General features: G+C 53.6%; 14 protein-coding genes. 11 read left to right on the top strand and 3 right to left on the bottom strand.

Annotated features, from left to right (window positions below):
* Positions 1-292: 292 nt before the first annotated feature.
* Positions 293-1,009 (top strand): SLATT domain-containing protein, encoded by a 717-nt coding sequence (locus ACMXYJ_RS04165; RefSeq protein WP_415758884.1) that lies wholly within the window; start codon positions 293-295, stop codon positions 1,007-1,009.
* A 70-nt stretch (positions 1,010-1,079) separates the two neighbouring features.
* Here ACMXYJ_RS04165 and ACMXYJ_RS04160 read toward each other — a convergent pair whose 3' ends face one another.
* Positions 1,080-2,666, bottom strand: coding sequence for an RNA-directed DNA polymerase (locus tag ACMXYJ_RS04160; protein ID WP_415758883.1), 1,587 nt, complete (start codon positions 2,664-2,666; stop codon positions 1,080-1,082).
* A 696-nt stretch (positions 2,667-3,362) separates the two neighbouring features.
* Between ACMXYJ_RS04160 and ACMXYJ_RS04155 the strand changes: the two genes are divergently transcribed.
* From ACMXYJ_RS04155 to ACMXYJ_RS04135, 5 genes are all read left to right on the top strand, one after another.
* A complete protein-coding gene (locus ACMXYJ_RS04155) occupies positions 3,363-3,878 on the top strand; it encodes an Hcp family type VI secretion system effector (protein WP_017338154.1) in 516 nt (171 codons plus the stop codon).
* A gap of 130 nt (positions 3,879-4,008) precedes the next feature.
* Positions 4,009-6,051, top strand: coding sequence for a type VI secretion system tip protein TssI/VgrG (gene tssI / locus ACMXYJ_RS04150; protein WP_415758882.1), 2,043 nt, complete (start codon positions 4,009-4,011; stop codon positions 6,049-6,051).
* Positions 6,041-6,781: a DUF4123 domain-containing protein gene (locus tag ACMXYJ_RS04145; protein ID WP_415758881.1), complete on the top strand. Its 741-nt coding sequence runs from the start codon at positions 6,041-6,043 to the stop codon at positions 6,779-6,781. The genes tssI and ACMXYJ_RS04145 overlap by 11 nt, the downstream gene beginning before the upstream one ends.
* Positions 6,778-11,592, top strand: a complete 4,815-nt coding sequence (locus tag ACMXYJ_RS04140; RefSeq protein ID WP_415758880.1) for an RHS repeat-associated core domain-containing protein — start codon at positions 6,778-6,780, stop codon at positions 11,590-11,592. The genes ACMXYJ_RS04145 and ACMXYJ_RS04140 overlap by 4 nt, the downstream gene beginning before the upstream one ends.
* Positions 11,589-12,014, top strand: a complete 426-nt coding sequence (locus ACMXYJ_RS04135) for a hypothetical protein (RefSeq protein WP_415758879.1) — start codon at positions 11,589-11,591, stop codon at positions 12,012-12,014. The genes ACMXYJ_RS04140 and ACMXYJ_RS04135 overlap by 4 nt, the downstream gene beginning before the upstream one ends.
* An 833-nt stretch (positions 12,015-12,847) precedes the next feature.
* Here ACMXYJ_RS04135 and tnpC read toward each other — a convergent pair.
* Entirely contained in the window at positions 12,848-14,392 is a 1,545-nt protein-coding gene (gene tnpC, locus ACMXYJ_RS04130; RefSeq protein ID WP_415758878.1) for an IS66 family transposase, read from the bottom strand.
* Between the two features lie 18 nt (positions 14,393-14,410).
* A complete protein-coding gene (gene tnpB, locus ACMXYJ_RS04125) occupies positions 14,411-14,770 on the bottom strand; it encodes an IS66 family insertion sequence element accessory protein TnpB (RefSeq protein ID WP_049285761.1) in 360 nt (119 codons plus the stop codon).
* Positions 14,771-14,841: 71 nt separating this feature from the next.
* On the opposite strand from tnpB, the gene ACMXYJ_RS04120 reads away from it, so the two are divergent.
* From ACMXYJ_RS04120 to istB, 5 genes are all read left to right on the top strand, one after another.
* Entirely contained in the window at positions 14,842-15,000 is a 159-nt protein-coding gene (locus ACMXYJ_RS04120; RefSeq protein WP_415760840.1) for a hypothetical protein, read from the top strand.
* Between the two features lie 90 nt (positions 15,001-15,090).
* Entirely contained in the window at positions 15,091-15,258 is a 168-nt protein-coding gene (locus ACMXYJ_RS04115) for a hypothetical protein (protein ID WP_415758877.1), read from the top strand.
* The gene (locus tag ACMXYJ_RS04110) at positions 15,255-15,419 is read left to right on the top strand and encodes a hypothetical protein (RefSeq protein ID WP_415758876.1); all 165 of its coding nucleotides are present in this window, start codon (positions 15,255-15,257) and stop codon (positions 15,417-15,419) included. Before ACMXYJ_RS04115 ends, ACMXYJ_RS04110 begins: the two co-directional genes overlap by 4 nt.
* A 520-nt stretch (positions 15,420-15,939) precedes the next feature.
* Entirely contained in the window at positions 15,940-17,439 is a 1,500-nt protein-coding gene (istA, locus tag ACMXYJ_RS04105) for an IS21 family transposase (protein ID WP_415756578.1), read from the top strand.
* Positions 17,432-18,235: an IS21-like element helper ATPase IstB gene (gene istB / locus ACMXYJ_RS04100; RefSeq protein ID WP_415756579.1), complete on the top strand. Its 804-nt coding sequence runs from the start codon at positions 17,432-17,434 to the stop codon at positions 18,233-18,235. Before istA ends, istB begins: the two co-directional genes overlap by 8 nt.
* The last annotated feature ends 62 nt before the right edge of the window (positions 18,236-18,297 follow it).

The following is an 18,297-nucleotide window of genomic DNA, read 5'->3' as shown; positions in this document are numbered from 1 at the left end:
CTACGCCGGTTCAATTCCGACCTCGCCCTCCACTCTAAAAAATCCCTTAGATTAATGATCTGCGCGGTTTTTTATCTCTTCAGGAAAGTGAGGCGTCGCCCAATTTCCCGGCGGGGTTCCGCAACCTCGATAATTTTTGACCTAAAAGGCAGCATTGATACACTGATGGCTTTTTGATGTTGTTCGCAAGTGTGAGTGTGTTATCTTCGCTGGAGAGTGGGGATTAGCGTTTCATGCCTAATCAAGCATAACTAATAATTCACTATCGATTAATCTAATAAAGAAGATCTTTATGTGTTTAAAAAGCGTTAGGGGAGCGGCTGCTACTATCTTGTCTTGGGTCTTTAGCCTAGGCCCTATAGAAAAAAATATAGGTGATCCTGCGGAGAAACTTTTGAACAGCATGCGCGTGACCGCTAGATGCAGATTCAATGCTTCTGTGCGCTTAAAAAGGCAAAGTAATTTTTCGTTTTTTACTACTACCATGCTGTCGTTAGGCTTGATTTTTATACCCTTGGTACAGAATTCAGATGTGAGTATTGCATTCAGCTCCAAGGTTTTGAACATGCTGCAGATTTTTCTCGCAGTAGCGGTTTTAGTTTATTCGGTCATAAATTCTACTGCTAGATATGAAGTTCGATCTCAAACTCTAAATGAGTGTGGGGACAAGATAAAAGAATTGATTAGAGAGCTCAGGACAGAGATAAAACAGTCAAAGTTAAGCGGCATAAGCATTCCACTAGACAAATTTCATGATCGGTATAATCTCATATCTACTGACTCTGAAAATCATACTCGGGTGGATTTTTCACTAGCCTCACTTGAAATGAAGGATGATTATCGTATAACTGGTATCTCGAGAGTGTATCAACGAATTCGCGCGGGTACTATTTATGCTATACCATATATGGTTCCAGTCTCATTCATTGCGTTTCAAATTTTGTTTATTTTGGATATGCTGGGGGTTACTTGTGTCTTGACTCCTTATCTTAAACCATTAGCCACTTGAATAAGTTATAATAGTTGAGTTGGATTGGCCGACAACCCGTTAAGGAATTACATATCATCATTGCTCGCACTCAATGCGAATGCGCTGTAGATGTAGATATTTGAGTTGGTAGTGTCGGAGCCGGAATAGGAAACGCGACCAAAGGGGCCGTGTCGTAGAAATAGACACCAGATGCCTTTAAGAATCCGAAATTGGGATCGTCTGCAACATGATCACCTCCTCCTACTGAAGGCAGCCACCCTTTAATATTAGCCTCATAGGATAAAAGCCAGTGTTCTTCATATAGTCCAGCCGAGGTCATATGGGTTTGCCAATTGGACTTGTCGAGTACTGCCGACATAAGTCCTCTACTCTCACAATCTAGCGCCATCAGCGCCACCACCGAGTCATCTGCCATCGACAGTGCGGCCACGGCCTCAGTCGTAAGTGTGACTCCGAGGGCGATACTCGCCCACAGCGCATGTGAAACCTCGCTGGAATGCGCTAATGGCGCGTGAGTAGTAATTATCGAGTTTACGACCTCATGTAATTCTGGAATTGCCGAAGCAAAGCCGGCGTTTACCCATTTGATAATTAGATCAATGGCATAGGGAAATGTCGCTGGCTCTGGCGTTACACAAAGAAGCAACAGTTGCTGAAATAATTCCCAGTTATCCGGAAGTAGTTCGACCACTCTAAGTTTGGCGATTGCGTAACTTAAGACTGCTTCACCTGGGAATAGCTTATGCAAATGAAAGGCCTTATTTATAAGCGCCTCCATGTCCACTGCCTGGCCAGATGCTGATGCCCGAATATTATGACTTCGAAGTTCGGTGACCCATGACGCCTCAAATTGTAAAGGCAACTCAAGAACCTTGGTTTTCTTTGGGTTTAAAGCCAGCTCATAATTGCTCAACGCTCTTTCGAGTAGATGAAATGCGTCTTCAGCTTCCGTTCTGGTATAGAAGCTTAACTCATAATCATCAATGAATCGGTGTCCTTTTAGCTTCGGAACTCTTGCGATTAATTCAGCATCGCATCGCTGCATAAGAAGCTCGGCTAAAACCAGCGATGTGTCAGGGCCAATAGGGATTCCGATAGTTTGTCCATCCTGCCCCATTCTCACAAGGTAATCTAGATTGTTTCCGAGTAAAGTCGTCCGGCTGCGATTTATCTTGGCGGCAGCCTTCGTATGGAGAGCCCAAGGTATCGAATGAGTGTAGATGCTACTATAGAAGCGACTGATATCCGTCTCTAATAAAAATCTTCTACCCAAACGATTCTTCTGTGCAAGCATTGCCCGCGCACCCTGGGAATGCCGACCTTCGATTGCCCGACCCAAACTTTTTAATTCTGGTGCAGTTGCAGCAATGGCAGTTCCAGAAACCATGGGAGATATAATCGCCCAGTTATCAATTATTGCCTTGGCGAGGAGATAGTAGTGTAGTGGATTACATATTCCCAGTTTGCGTCGTAATAGCCCACCACGGGCGTGAGAGTATCTAGTGATTTTTGATGTCGGTAGCTGCTTGTACTTTGGATCTGCTCCATTCGCGAAATCTGCAGGAAGTGAGCTGGTCGGTGCAGCAACAATATTTGCAAAGGGCGTCGTGGTGAACGGAGGGCTAGGTAACTCTTTCGGGAAATAGCCTCGCTCTAATAAATCTTTTAGAGACATTCGATATCCTTTCAATGTTCAACACGGGCCACTTTAAGCTACCAATTTGCCACCAAGCTGTCCACGGCCGTTTTGGGTGGCAGCATCTCAGCGGCGGTGCGCGTTCGCTTCTGGGCCGATTGCTGTCGGTCATGGTCGTCTGCTTTTGGCCGATTGCTGTCTGTGGTGAGGGGCTCGGCACGGATTGAAAACTGACCGACCCTGTCGATCGTGATTTGATCTAGGGCAGGTTGCTGATTTCGAGTCCGGCGAGCCCTGTCCTCCTACTCGAAAGCTAATGGGCGCAAATTGAATACCTGGGGACAGTTTTCAGCCGGCAGGACAGCCGTTATCAAGTCAATGCTCGGCCAGCGGCAACAGCTTGGCTACACCATCATCACCCACTGATACCTCATAGCCATTATGCGCAAGAAGTTGCGCAGTTATTTCGCAAAAAACACCTCCGACATCGCTGAGAGTCAGGCCCGCCGCGGCCTCCAGCCGAGTGCGCAAGAAGTTGCGCAGTACTGCGCAAGAAGTTGCGCACTTTGTGGGGTGTTTTCCCTTGAAAATCACTCAAGCGATTGAAAAACCTCGGCTATCCCCCCGATTTGATTGGTCCTCAACTTTTCTGGCACGGACCTTGATAACAGTCAGGCACCCACCGGGCGATATCGCCTCCCGGGCACCCTCATTTATTTAGCAAGGAGCACATCCATGGCTACACCAGCGTACATGTCCGTCACTGGCGAAAAACAAGGTCTGATCACTGCCGGTGCGTTCACCGCCGACTCGGTTGGCAACACCTACCAGGAAGGTCACGAAGACCAGGTCATGGTTCAGGCTTTCAACCACGACGTAATCATCCCGCGTGACCCGCAGTCCGGCCAACCGACCGGTCAGCGCGTACACAAACCAGTTGTGATCACCAAGGTCTACGACAAGTCTTCGCCACTGCTGCAAGCGGCTCTGACCTCGGGCGAGCGCATGAGCGAAATCGTTATCCAGTGGTTCCGTACTTCGGCCCAAGGCACCCAAGAGCACTACTACACCACCAAACTGGAAGACGCGATCATCGTCGCCATCAACAACAAAATGCACAACTGCCAGGATCCGTCGAACTCCCACTTCACGCACCTGGAAGAAGTACAGTTCACCTACCGCAAAATCACCTGGACCCACGAAGTATCCGGTACTTCGGGTTCCGATGACTGGCGTCAGCCAGTCGCTTAATCGCGGCTGACCGCTTCACGCATCGGCCAGCTCTGCTGGTCGATGTTGTTTACGCCTTTCCAGAATTTGCGTCTGCTGATCCTTTGATCGGGTATTGGTTTACGCCGCAGCACTGCACGAGGAACAAGGGATGTTCGCGCCGGCCAATCAAACCCACTTTGCCCTGACCATCGAAGGTCTTTCCAGCGACTTCCAGGTCCTTTCCCTGCAAGGTCGGGAAGCCATCAGCCAGCCTTTTGTGTTTGAGGTGGAGCTGGTCAGTGAACAGCCGTCCCTGGACCTCGAGACCCTGCTGCACAAACCGGCCTTCTTGCAGCTCTCGCCTGACGGCAGCGGCATCCATGGCCAGATCTATCGCGCCGCCCAGGGTGATTCCGGCAAACGCCTGACCCGCTACGCGGTGACCCTGCGCCCGCAACTGTCCTACCTCGCGCACCGCATCAACCAACGCATCTTCCAGAACCTCAGCGTGCCGAAAATCATCGGCATGGTCCTTGAAGAGCACGGCATCCAAAGCAACGCCTATGAATTCAAAGTCGGGGCGATCTATCCCGAGCGCATTTACTGCGTTCAATACGATGAGTCGGACCTGCAATTCATCCAGCGCCTGTGCGAGGAGGAAGGTATCCACTACCACTTCCAGCACAGCGCCACGGCCCACAAGCTGGTGTTCGGCGATGACCAGACGGTGTTCCCGAAACTCGCCCCCGTGGCCTATCAGCAAGACTCCGGCATGGTCGCCAACAACCCGGTAATCAAGCGTTTCGACCTGCGCCTGGAAACCCGCACCAGCCGCACCACCCGCCGCGACTACGACTTCGAAAAACCACGCCTGACCCTGGAAAGCGAAAACCGTGGCGACGCCCTGCCCGACCTCGAAGACTACGACTACCCCGGTCGTTTTATCGACCGCGAACGTGGCAAGCACCTGGCCAAACGCGCCCTCGAACGTCACCGCAGCGACTTCCAGCTCGCCGAAGGCAAAAGCGATCAGCCGTTGCTGGTCAGCGGCCATTTCCTGGCCCTGACCCAACACCCGAAAGCCAAATGGAACGATCTGTGGCTGCTGACCGAAATCCTCCACGAAGGCAAACAGCCGCAAGTGCTGGAAGAGTCAGTCACCAGCGACACCACCAAGCTGAAAGACGATTTCCACCAGGGCTACCGCAACCGCTTCCAGGCCACCCCGTGGGACGTGCCGAACCGCCCACCGCTGACCCAGAAAAAGCCGCGCATCCTCGGCAGCCAAAGCGCCGTGGTCACCGGGCCCAAGGGTGAAGAGATCCACTGCGACCAATACGGCCGCGTCAAAGTGCAATTCCACTGGGACCGCGAAGGCCAGGCCGACGACAAGACCAGCTGCTGGCTGCGCGTCTCCTCCGCCTGGGCCGGCGCCCATTACGGCGGCATCGCCATCCCGCGGATCGGCATGGAAGTGCTGGTTTCGTTTTTGGAAGGCGACCCCGACCAACCGTTGATCAGCGGCTGCCTGTACCACAAGGAAAACGTCGTCCCGTACGCCCTGCCGGCGAACAAAACCCGCAGCACCTTCAAAACCCTGAGCTCCCCCGGCGGCGGCGGTTACAACGAACTGCGCATCGAAGACAAAAAGGGCCAGGAACAAATCTTCCTGCACGCCCAACGCGACTGGGACGAAAACGTCGAGCACGACCAGAAAATCCGCGTCGGCAACGAACGCCACGACACTGTCGAGCAAAACAGCTACAGCGAATTCAAGGCCGAAGAACACCACACCGTCTACGCCGACCGCAAAGTCGAAACCCGCGCCAACGACCACCTCACCGTGGGCGTCAACCAGCACATCAAAGTCGGCACCGGCCAATTCATCGAAGCCGGCCAGGAAATCCACCTGAGCAGCGGCATGAAAGTCGTACTCGAAGCCGGCAGCGAACTGACCCTCAAGGGCGGCGGCAGCTTCATCAAGATCGACGGCAGTGGCGTCACCCTGAGCGGCCCGGTGATCAACATGAACTCGGGTGGCAGCCCCGGCAACGGCACTGGCGCCGCGCCACTGATGCCCGGCGTGCTGAAACAGGCGGATGCCGACAAGGCCGGCGCGGTCCTGACCCCGGCGCAGATCAACACCCTCAAACGCAACGCGCCGTTCTGTGAAGAGTGCGAGAAATGCAAGGCAGGTGCTTGTGCGATCTGATCTTTTGACCCCGCAGGATTGGCTGGCGGAACGGCCGTTGCAGGCTAATGAACGTCTTTATTTGATTGTCAGTGCGGCGAGCGATGCAGAGCCACTGAAGGCCTTCTACCAGCAGGAGATGGCGCCGGAGCTGATCCCGATCTGGAGCGGCACGCCGTACGCCGATTGGCAGCCAGTGATGCCCTACCTCGCCGAGCTGAAACCCAACGCCGGTTTCCTTCAGTGGATTGCTGAAACCGACGCTCAGGATTGGGGCTGGCTGGCGGTGTCCACCAGCACCCCGGACGTGGTGTTCGAACATCTTCGCAGTTTGACTCAAGTGCGGATGCCGGATGGGACCGAGGTGTTCTTTCGGTTTTGGGATGGGCGGCATATTTTCCCGATTCTTGAAGGATTGGGTGCTGGCGCGGGTGAAGTTTTGCCAGTGTTCGACCGCTACCTGATCAATGGCCAGAAACTGGAAGTGGGACCGAGGGGAGTGCCACCGGCCAAGGCCTGGCCGTGGTGGGAGGTGCCGCAGAAGTTAGTCGACACGCTGGCGGAAAAAGACCACACCACCGTCGTCGACAACCTAATGCAGTGGTTGGGAGAGGATTGCCCAGAACTCTTCTTCTCCTTCCCCGAAAGAAATCTGCGCCACAAAGTCGAGCGCTTCGCGCGCCAACAATCCAATACAGAAGATATGGCAGAGCGTCTGGCTGCTGAGCTGACAAAGGAAGTCACGTCATGATTGATCCCATCGGTAATTTGGTTATTCGAGTTCTCGACGCCAAGACCCCAGACGTGAATGTCATTCTCAAAGACTTCAATAATTGCCTGACCGACTACAAAACCTGGGCTGACGGCTTCTGGACTGGCTGGGCCATGGATGTCGACCAGAAGTTCAAGGTGGGTAACGAAGTCAGCGTCACTGAGCGCAAAACTAAGACGGGACCGGTTGAAACCTACGCAACCTGTCCGTTGATGGGCGATTTCACGCTGATCCATATGTTTGAGAGTGCGCGCTACGTGCCGATCGGCAATACACCGGTCAGGCTCGAACCCGTCAAAAAAGCGATGTTCGGCGGATACGACGTTGTCGGTCCGGTAATTCCTGCGAATATCGGCCCGAGCGGCATTGAAGTCATCAAAGGCTGTAAGCCGGGCCAGATGTACCGCATCACTTTTTTTCCCAACGTTTCTGAAAGCAACGTCAAAGCGCTGTACGACTCATACCAGGGTGTCATCGGCAATCTTGACGGCTGGTTGAAAAGCGAATGGTCGAGTAAGTTCCAGCCACAGTGGGCGAGCTACTCGGCGACAGACCGGGCGGGTCGCTCGCTCATATTGATGCAGTCTGCACTCGATAGTCTTGAGAAAGCGCTTCTAGGTCTGTGGGATGACATCAAAAGCCTGTTCGAACTATTAGCCGACCCCTTTAAAAATGTGGAGAAACTTCTTCATTACCTGAGTAAAGAGGAAGTTGAGAAACTCTACTCAGCATCGAAAGAAGCCATAGCCACTGGATTGTTGATCCTCAGCGACGAACCGCTGATGTACATCTATCTATCCGCCATTATCGCGTGGGTTGGCATGTTGCCACCGCAAGTCTGTGTGGAAGTGATTACTGCCATCGGCGCTTCCTTTCTGATCAACGTGATACTAGGGATCTGTCTGTCTGGCGGCCTCGGGCTGGCTATACGTGTTGGCACAAAAACCTTGGCCAAGGTCAAATCCGGTACAGCGGTAAAAATGCTAGAGGAGCTCGCGGAAAAACTCTTGGCCGCGAGTAAGGGACACGCCTTGAAGGCTCACGGCGAAACCGTGAAACCACTGTTGGCCAGTGCGCAAGGCGTACCGATGGACGCCGCCAAAAAGGCTGCATTGAAAATCGAGCAAGCCACCGCAGCAAGAGCAAAAGGTCCTTTGCCGATCACCAGCGACACCCCAACACTACTGGAAAAAAACGCCTCGGCATTTGCTCGAAAAAAAGCAGAAAAACAATTCGTCCTGGAGCCAAAGGAAAAAGTCAGCGATGCTCCGGCCCAGTCAAAAACGCCCGACGAAAAGAGCTCAACCTGCGCCAAGAAAACCTGCACCAACAATTGCCCGGTTTCCATGGTTACCGGTGAAGAGCTACTGACGCTGACCGATGGTCAGCTCGACGGGCTACTACCTTTCGAGTGGACTCGCCTTTACCGCACCAGCGCTGCGGAAATTGATTGCGGCCTCGGCTACGGCTGGAGCCACGCCTTGGCACAACGGGTCGATATACAGGGCGACGAGGTAGTCTGGACCGACCACGAAAACCGTATCACCACGTTCCCGTTACCGAGTGTGCAGCGTCCGGCGATCACCAACAGCCTGTCAGAAGCAGCGATTTTCCTTGGTGATGATCCCTCTGAACTGATCCTCACCCAGGCCGGAGAACGTGCCCAGTTCTACCACTTTCGCTACAACAGCAAGGGCGCCACGCTGATCGCCATCAGCGACAACTACGGCAATCGGCTGCACATCACCCGTGACATTCACGGGCGAATCAAGCGCGTCGATAACGGCGCCGGTCGTGCCCTTCTCGTGCGATACGACCGCAAGCACATCGTCGCCATCGACTACCAGCAGTTCATCCCGGCCGACAATCTGGAAGACGCCTGGAGCACCATCCAGACCCTGGTCACCTACAGTTACGACGCCCAACACCGCCTGATCGAAGCCAAAAACGCCGCCGGCGAAGCCGAGCGTTATGCCTACAACGACCAGAACGTCATTCTTGAGCGGCAACTCGCCGGCGGCACCAGTTTTTACTGGGAATGGGAAAAAGAAGGTAAATCGGCGCGCTGCATCCATCACTGGGCTAGCTTCTCGCAGATGGACGCGCATTACGCCTGGGATGACAAAGGCAGCGTCACAGTTACCAATGCTGACGGCAGCGAAGAGGTCTATACCCACGACGATAAGGCGCGACTGGTTGCCAAGGTTGATCCGGACGGTGCGGAGCACCTCAAGGCCTACGACGACAAGGGCCGCCTGATCGCCGAGAAAGATCCACTCGGCGCCGTCACCGAATACCAATACAACGAAGCAGGCCGACTGATCGCGGTTATTCCACCCGAAGACACCCCGACCTCTTATGAGTATTACCACGGCTACGTCCGTGTGGTGAATCGTGGCCCGGCGAAGTGGATATATTGGCGCAACGACCAAGGCGATATCACCGAACAAATCGACCCGGACGGCAATTCAACCCACTACAACTATAACCGCCAGGGCCGTCTTCTAGAAATCCGTCATCCGGATGGCAGCCGTCATCAACTAGGATGGAACAATCTCGGCCAACTGCTCGAAGAACAGTTGCCCGATGGTGGTCAGCGCAAGTATCGCTACGACGCGTTGGGCCGGCAGATCACCCGTCAGGACGAAAGCGACGCGATCACCCAATACCAATGGGATGCTGCCAACCGGCTCGCGCAAATCACCCTGCCCGGTGGCGCTACGCGCGCGTTCACTTACAACCCATACGGCCGCGTCACCGCCGAGCGCGATGAGTTGGGCCGAGTCACCCGCTACGAATATGCCGATAACCTGCACTTGGTCAGCCGCCGCATCAACCCGGATGGCAGCCAACTGCGCTATCGCTACGACAACGCACGTCTGCTGCTCAGCGAGATCGAAAACGAACGTGGCGAGCACTACCACCTCGATTACTACCCGAACGGCCTCATCCAGCAGGAAACCGGCTTCGACGGTCGTCGTACCGCTTATGAATACGACCTTAATGGTCAGTTGCTGAAGAAAACCGAGTTCGGCGACGACGGTAACGAACTGATTACCGAGTACCAGCGCGATGCCGCTGGCCGCCTGCTGGTGAAAACCCTGGCCGATGGCGAGGAAATTCACTACAGCTACGACGCCCTCGGGCGCCTGGTGAACGTCGATGACGGAAACTGGCCGCTGGCCTACGAATACGACCTGCAAGACCGCCTGATCACCGAGCACCAAGGCTGGGGGACCCTGCGTTACGAGTACGACCAACTCGGCCAACTCAGCCACTGCCGCTTACCCGACGGCAGCAAGCTTGATTATCGCCACCAACGAGGCGGTCAACTGAGCAGTATCGACCTCAACGGTTCACGCCTGACCACTCACCAGTTCAGCGCAGGTCGCGAACAGCAGCGTCAACAGGGTTTGTTGCTCAGCCAATACCAATACGACGAACAAGGCCGCCTGCAAGCTCACAGCGTTAGCCAGCAGGATCGCAACCTGTTCCAGCGTCGCTACGCTTACGATGCAAACGGCAACCTCGCCGGCATCAATGACAGCCGGAAAGGCAATCGTAGTTATCACTACGACCCGCTCGACCGTTTGATCAACGTTCGAGGCGCCACCCCGGAAAGTTTTGCCCACGACCCGGCGGGCAACCTTCTAGGTCAAGGTGACCAACCCACCGCGAACTTGGCCAATGTCAAAGGCAACCGTTTGCTGATGCAGGGCGATCGACATTACGACTACGACGCCTTTGGCAATTTGAGCCGTGAGCGCCGCGGAACCGAGCAAAAGCTCGTCACCGAATACCGCTACGACTGCCAACACCGCCTCATCGGTGTCAGCCTCCCCAGCGGCAGCATCGCAAGCTACAAGTACGACGCCTTCGGCCGCCGTATCGCCAAAACCGTCAACGACCAAACCACAGAGTTCCTGTGGCAAGGCGAACGCCTCATCGCAGAAAGCGCCAATAACCGCTATCGCAGCTACATCTACGAGCCGGGCTCCTTCCGGCCTTTGGCGATGCTCGACGGTGAAGGCCCGCTCAAAGCTGAGCCGTTCTACTACCAACTCGACCACCTCGGCACGCCGCAGGAACTCACCGATTACAGCGGCGAGATCATGTGGTCGGCGAAATACCGCGCCTATGGCAACCTCGCCACGCTCGACGTTGCAGAAATCGACAACCCGCTGCGCTTTCAGGGCCAGTACTTCGATGCGGAAACGGGCTTACATTACAACCGGCATCGCTACTACAATCCGGGGACTGGACGGTATCTGACGCCGGATCCGATCAAGCTTGCAGGCGGGCTGAACAATTACCAGTACGTGCCTAACCCTACAGGATGGGTGGATCCATTAGGGTTGAGCTGCGAACCGTGCGACGGTCCTGATGAGAAGCAATCAAACCAATCTCGCGAAACGGACTACGAGAATCTTCCTCGTCTCCCAAGCACTCCAGAGGAAGGATATCTGTATCGCGGTGTTCATAAGGGCCATCCTGCCGAAAATGACGCATTTTCCGGAAAGGTAACTCCCGGAAAAATTGATGGCGTAGTAAATCCTGACGATCACAATTATGGAGGACACTCGGGAGACAGCCCCTATACTTCATGGACAAGATCACCTGATATCGCCAGGCAATTTGCGAAAGAGGATGGACTTATTCTGAGAGTTAAAATTGGCGCCCCAAAAGAAGGAGATAAGTGGTCATGGCAGTATTCGGAAGATCGTTGGGGGGAGCAAGAAGTTCTCTTGAAAGGACCCCGCAGCGGGGATATCGAGGTGTTTAAGCCATGAATATATTAGATTTGTTACAGCAGAATTTTCATCTCGCAGACGGCGGGATAAAATCGGCCCAACTATTAAAAAAATCAACTGAAGAAAGTTTCATTTTTAAAAACGATTACATTATAAAAAAAACTAGCGATGCGTATAAAAAAGAACTCACCACTCAAAAAGAAATTGCAAACACAACTTCATCGGTAATACCAGGAGTTGAAGAGCTTATAAATGCGCTTTCAAGTATGGCGCCTGACGCAATACTATCAATGCGTTTCATTGACAGTACAAGTTGGGACGGTCGCATTTTTTATGATGAAAAAAATACATTTATTGGCGCAATAATTGGACAAAAGAAAAATAAAAATTGGGAGACGCCCCCGAACTGGGACGGTTCAGAGGAAATGCTACGAACCTACAACGCCCAAAAAGACAACTAAAAACCCTAATGAAACGGGAAACCCATTAGCCGGTCTCCAGTCAAGGCTAAAGGGTTTCTTCTTTCGTTTAAAGGCATGTCGAATTTGGATAGAGCGAAAGAAGGCGGCGCATCATTACATAATGAAGGATGCGGTTCCTCAACAGCTTCAGTTGCACTACTTAAGACAAAATGGAAAGGGACCGCTTTTTGAGCTAAGTCGTAAACCTGCATCTAGTCAGCCGTCGTATCAATCCGGATAGTAGCCAACTGCGCTATCGCTACGACAATGCGCGCCTACTGCTCAGTGAGATCGAAAACGAACGTCGCGAACACTACCAACTCGATTACTACTCTAACGTAAGCGCTCCATGAACCCCACATTCAAAGTCACCACCTGTCCCAGACGCGGTGCCCCATATTTCTCTACCTGTGGCACATAAATAGCTCACTTACTATTTTGCTGGCATAAGAATGCCAATGTTTGGCTATTTTAGTGGCACAAAAATGCCAAAGTTTGGTTATTTCAGTGGCACAAAAATGCCAAGGCCAGGTATTTCAGGTGGTACAAAAGATGGGCCCTATTTTTGTGGTATTTAAATGCCATTCAAATGCCACATAAATGCCACGAAAATGGAGAAGTACGCCCTATCTGTGCTCATGTGAGCCATTTTGGACCTGTACCGGGGGTAGGACTATTTTTGTACCGGGGGTAGGATTTTCCGTTTTTACAGGGCTTTGGAGGCCCAAAAAACGTACCGAGTCTATTACGTGTTGGGTGGATTTGTCGGTACAGCAAAGGATATCGAAAGGTCTCGATAGCGTACGATCCAACCACCCACGATAGGGTCAGGCTTAACGTCGTATCTCTGGCAAACAGTTCCACGGCAGCAGTGCTTCATAGTCCGCCACCGACTGCGCATGTGGTAACTGCTCCAGTACGTGGCGTAGCCACGTATAAGGCTCTTGGCCGTTGACCTTGGCGGTCTCCACCAGACTGTAGATCTGAGCACTGGCGGTAGCGCCTTTGGGCGTGTCGCTGAACAGCCACGCCTTACGACCGATAACGAACGGTTTTATCGCCCTTTCGGCCGCATTGTTGTCGATAGGTAAAAAACCGGCTTCTACATAACGCTCCAGCCGGCTCCAGTTGCTGGCCAGATAATTAATGGCCTTACCCAGCACACTTTGTGGCGTGACTTGGGGCTGCGTTTTCTCAATCCAGCTTTTCAACTGAGCCAGGATCGGTACGCTCTTTTGCTGACGGCCGATTAAACGCTGTTCATCATCGCCGTCCTTGAGCTCGCGCTCGATGCCATACAGCTCGTTGATCATTTTTAGGGCGATATCGGCACGTCCCGTCTTGCCCTTCGGCTGCACTTTCTGAGCCTCGACAAACTTGCGGCGCGCATGGGCCATGCAGGCCAGCCGTTCAACCCCCGGTTGCAACGCCAAGGCGTTATAGCCCGCGTAATCATCGGTCATAACATAGCCGCAATAACTTTCCAGCAGACGCAACGGAACCTCCTGCGCACGGCTGGACGTGTACTCGAACAACACGACTTTGCGATCTGGCGGGCCGCTGGCTTGTACCCACATCCAGGATTGGCTGGTAGGGTCTCGACCTGGCTCTTTCAATACTTGAACACGGGTTTCATCGCAGTGGATCACCGGGCTTTCCAGTAATCGGTCGCGCATTAAGTTCAGCAGTGGCTGAAAGTGTGCGCTGCACTGCATCACCCAGCGCGCCAGTGTTTGCCTTGGTATATCGATACCGTGTCGACTTAACACCGTCTCGAAACGATGCAGCGGCAAGCCATCGACGTACTTGGTGGTCAGCAACATGGCCAGAACGCTTGGGCTGGCCATGCTCTTTTCGATCAGTTGAGCCGGTTTGTCGGCGGTGACCGGTGCCGTTTCGCAGCCACGGCAACCGTAAACCTTGCGGATATGTTTGATGACACGGATCTGCATCGGCACGATATCCAACTGTTCGCTGATTTCTTCGCTGATCACGTGCTTGCGGCAACCGCAGGCACAGGTCAGTTCGTGCTCGGGCAGTTCGTGGATGACCTCGACACGCGGCAGCTCAGCCGACAATGCCTTACGTTTTCCTCGGCGCGGCCCCGGGGAAACGACTTCCTCTTCGGCATCGCCGATCAATGGCATCGGCTCGCTTTCAGGCTCATTGAACAGTGCAAGTTGCGGCGTATTGGGCTGCGCTGTCTGCTCGGACTTACGCCCGAACAAGCGGTCGCGCAACAGCTTGATCTGTCCTTTCAGGTCGACGATGTGAGCCTGATAAGCCTGGGCAACTTCTTCCTGGCGATTGAGTGCCTCAAGCAGCATCTGCTTGAGCAAAACGGGGTCATCAGGAAGATCGTCGGGCAGAGAAATCATGGCCCGGATTATACCGGGTCAGGCTACGTAGCGTGGAGTCAAAACCTGGTGAGGACGGTTGCGCCACAGGTCAAAACCGTCGAGCAGCCAGTTCAGTTCCTGGACGGTCAGAACGATCACTTCATCGCTGAGATCAGGCGATGTTTTGAATCGCTCGGACTCCAAGCGCTTAAGCCAAAGGCAGAAGCCGTTGCGCTCCCAGTACAAAATCTTCACGCGGTTACGGGGCTTGTTGAGAAAAACGAAGAGCACGGGATCGAACACCGCCACTTTTATGTCCAGCTCGACCAGCGCAGCGAGGCCATCAATGGACTTTCTGAAGTCCACGGGCTTGGGGTAGAGATAAACTTTTTCAACTTTGGCGTCGGGTCGCATCATGACGAGCTGGCTCCTGAGAGAATCGGGAGCACAGCATCCGGCATCAGCTAAGCGCTTTGAATGTGGGGTTCATGGAGCGCTTACACTCTAACGGCCTAATCCAGCAGGAAACCGGCTTCGACGGTCGTCGTACCGCTTATGAATACGACCTCAAAGGCCAGTTGCTAAAGAAAACGGAGTTCGGCGACGAAATACCGAGCTGCCGGCAACGATTGGCGGGTGCTAAATAGCGAGCTAAACCTTGGCGCAAAAACTCTAGAGGGCGAGGGCATATATATATCGTTAAAATCAAGCCTGACGACCCAAGATTCCGCTATGAAATGCCTAATGGAAAAGAAAATGGTGCGTACCCGAACGAATGGGTTCCTGGCGGGGCAACCAAAAGTGGGACAAAAGAAGCTGCTCTGATCGGATCAGAGAGCGTTTCCCATAATAGTGACGTGGGAACGCTGTTGAAAAATTTTGATGACTGGGAAAAGCTTCAATGAAAACCACTTTCGAAACGGCTCTAGATCAGCATGAAATCGCCGATTTTTTCAAGGGAAACGGCATTTACTTCGCGAGGGGATCTGATTGGGGCGATCATCTTTATGTCAGCAACTGGCAGGAAATGTGCAGCGTACTTAAAACGCAGCACGAAGCTTACTGACAAACATATTTGAAGAGTATGCAAAGTACCTCGGAGAAAATTACGAAGACGCGGCAGGATTACTTTCGAACATTACAGCCTATTACGTAATAAAGCACAAGTTTGAGTTTTTATCTGCCGACAACTATGACCTTATTAACAGTCTCAACAGCAAAACAAAAGAAAAAACAGGCAAGCTATTTAGACTTCTCAGGAACGAGTACGACAAACAAAATAAAGACCTGCCAAACTACACATTCGAACAAGAAATCCAAAGGCTGAAAAAACTTGGTTGCACTACCGAGTTCGAACCCCTTTAAAGATTTAAATAAATAAAAACAAATAAAATAGGACAGGGCTAACCACGCTCCGCGTGCGCGACGTCGCCGATGAACACCTCTACAGGTGGCACGATGGTAACTACCATGTTGCCGCTGACCGAAAACTGACCCAGTAAAGGCTGTTCTGCCGACTGAAAACTGACCCAGGTGTTCAATTGCTTCTGCTCACTTTTCGAGCAGGAGAACACAGGGTGATCAGCATGGAAATGTTGGGAAAAATCCGGCGGATGTACTTCCGCGACAAGCTCTCGCTGCATCAGATAGCCAAGCGTACCGGGCTGTCGAGAAACACCATTCGAAAATGGGTCAGAGCACCCGAAGCCACTCAGCCGGCGTACCAACGGTGCGCAACCTTCAACAAACTCAGTCCATTTCACGAGACGCTTGAGCAGGCGCTCAAGGCCGATTCGTTTCGGGCAAAGCACAACCGCAGAAGTGCCAAAGCACTCTTCGAACAGATCAAGGCCGAGGGGTACGACGGCGGCTACAGCCAGCTCACCGCCTTCATACGCACGTGGCGCGGCCAGCAAGGCAAGTCTTTACGGGCCTTTGTGCCGCTGACCTTTGCACTCGGCGAGGCCTTTCAATTCGACTGGAGCGAAGAAGGTCTGCTGATCGGCGGCCTGTTCCGACGCATCCAGGTCTCCCATATGAAGCTGTGCGCCAGTCGCGCATTTTGGTTGGTTGCGTATCCCAGCCAAGGCCACGAGATGTTGTTCGATGCCCATACCCGCTCTTTTGGCGCGTTAGGTGGGGTGCCGCGTCGTGGCATCTACGACAACATGAAAACGGCTGTCGACAAGGTCAACAAGGGTAAAGGCCGCACGGTCAATGCCCGGTTTGCGGTCATGTGTGCGCACTACCTATTCGATCCGGACTTCTGCAACGTGGCCTCCGGCTGGGAAAAAGGCATCGTTGAAAAGAACGTCCAAGACAGCCGACGGCGCATCTGGCTCGATGCTCAAAACTGCATGTTCCACACCTTCGAGGAATTGAATGCCTGGCTCGGCCAACGCTGCCGTGCGCTCTGGGACGAACTGGTGCACCCGCAGTACAACGGGCTGACAGTGGCGGACGTCCTGGCGCTGGAACGCGCCGAATTGATGCCGATGCCGACTGCCTTTGATGGCTACGTCGAGCGCACCGTACGGGTCTCCAGCACATGCCTGATCAGCGTGGCGCGAAATCGCTACTCGGTGCCGTGTGAGCGGGTCGGTCAGTGGGTCAGCAGCCGTTTGTATCCCACGCGGGTGGTGGTCATCGCCGATGAAACGATGATTGCCAGTCACGAGCGCCTGTTTGATCGAGATCAGGTCAGTTTTGACTGGCAGCATTACATCCCGCTCATCGAACGCAAGCCCGGTGCGCTGCGCAATGGCGCTCCGTTTGCCGATCTGCCGAAGCCGTTGCAACTGCTAAAACGCGGTCTGAGGCGGCACACCAATGGTGATCGAGTCATGACGCAGGTACTGGCGGCTGTTCCCATCGCCGGGCTCGACGCCGTATTGGTGGCTGTGGAGTTGGTACTGGAATCAGGCAGCTTGAGTGCTGACCACATCCTGAATGTCCTGGCTCGACTGACATCGACAGCAGCCCCTCCGTCCGCCGAAACCAGCCTGCAACTCAAGATAGCGCCTGTCGCCAATACGGCACGCTACGACCGGCTCCGTACCACCGATGAGGAGACTCGCAATGCGTGATCTTAAGGCGGAACTCAAAGAACTGCGTCTGCATGGCATGGCCAGCGCCTGGGAAGAACTGGCCTCGCAAGGCGAAGCCTCAACGACCTCGTCGAAATGGCTGCTTGAGCATCTTCTCCAACAAGAACATGCGGATCGAGCGGTGCGCTCAGTGAACCACCAGATGAACATGGCCAAACTCCCCATGCATCGTGATTTGGCCGGTTTCGACTTCAGCGCTTCCAGCGCAGACGCCCGCCTGGTCAGGGATTTGTCCAGCCTGGAATTCACCGATACCGCGCAGAATGTCGTGTTCATCGGCGGGCCTGGTACAGGCAAAACACACCTCGCCACCGCCTTAGCCGTGTCCGGGATCACGACGCATCACAAACGCGTGCGCTTCTACTCCACGGTGGATCTGGTCAATCTGCTGGAGCGCGAAAAGTACGACGGCAAGACGGGCCGCATAGCTCAAGGGCTGTTACGAACAGACCTGGTGATACTCGATGAACTGGGGTATTTGCCCTTCAGTCAGAGCGGTGGTGCCCTGTTATTTCACTTGCTATCCAAGCTATACGAGCACACCAGCGTGGTGATCACCACCAACCTCAGCTTCTCGGAATGGTCGAGTGTATTTGGTGACGCCAAGATGACCACAGCGCTGCTGGATCGGCTGACACACCACTGCCACATCGTCGAAACGGGCAACGAGTCCTACCGCCTGCAACACAGCACTCTGGCCGCGCAGACAAAGATCAAATCACGTGAACGAAAGCGCAAGGACGAAGATGGTATCGAGGACGATGAGCTATTCTGATCAGCACCGAAAATACCCTGCCGCATGCCCACATGCGGTGGGGCTTAATGCCTCTTCCACCG

The organism is Pseudomonas arabinosi (assembly GCF_047758675.1).
GTDB lineage: Bacteria > Pseudomonadota > Gammaproteobacteria > Pseudomonadales > Pseudomonadaceae > Aquipseudomonas > Aquipseudomonas arabinosi.
This window is presented reverse-complemented; position numbering and strand designations above follow the sequence as displayed.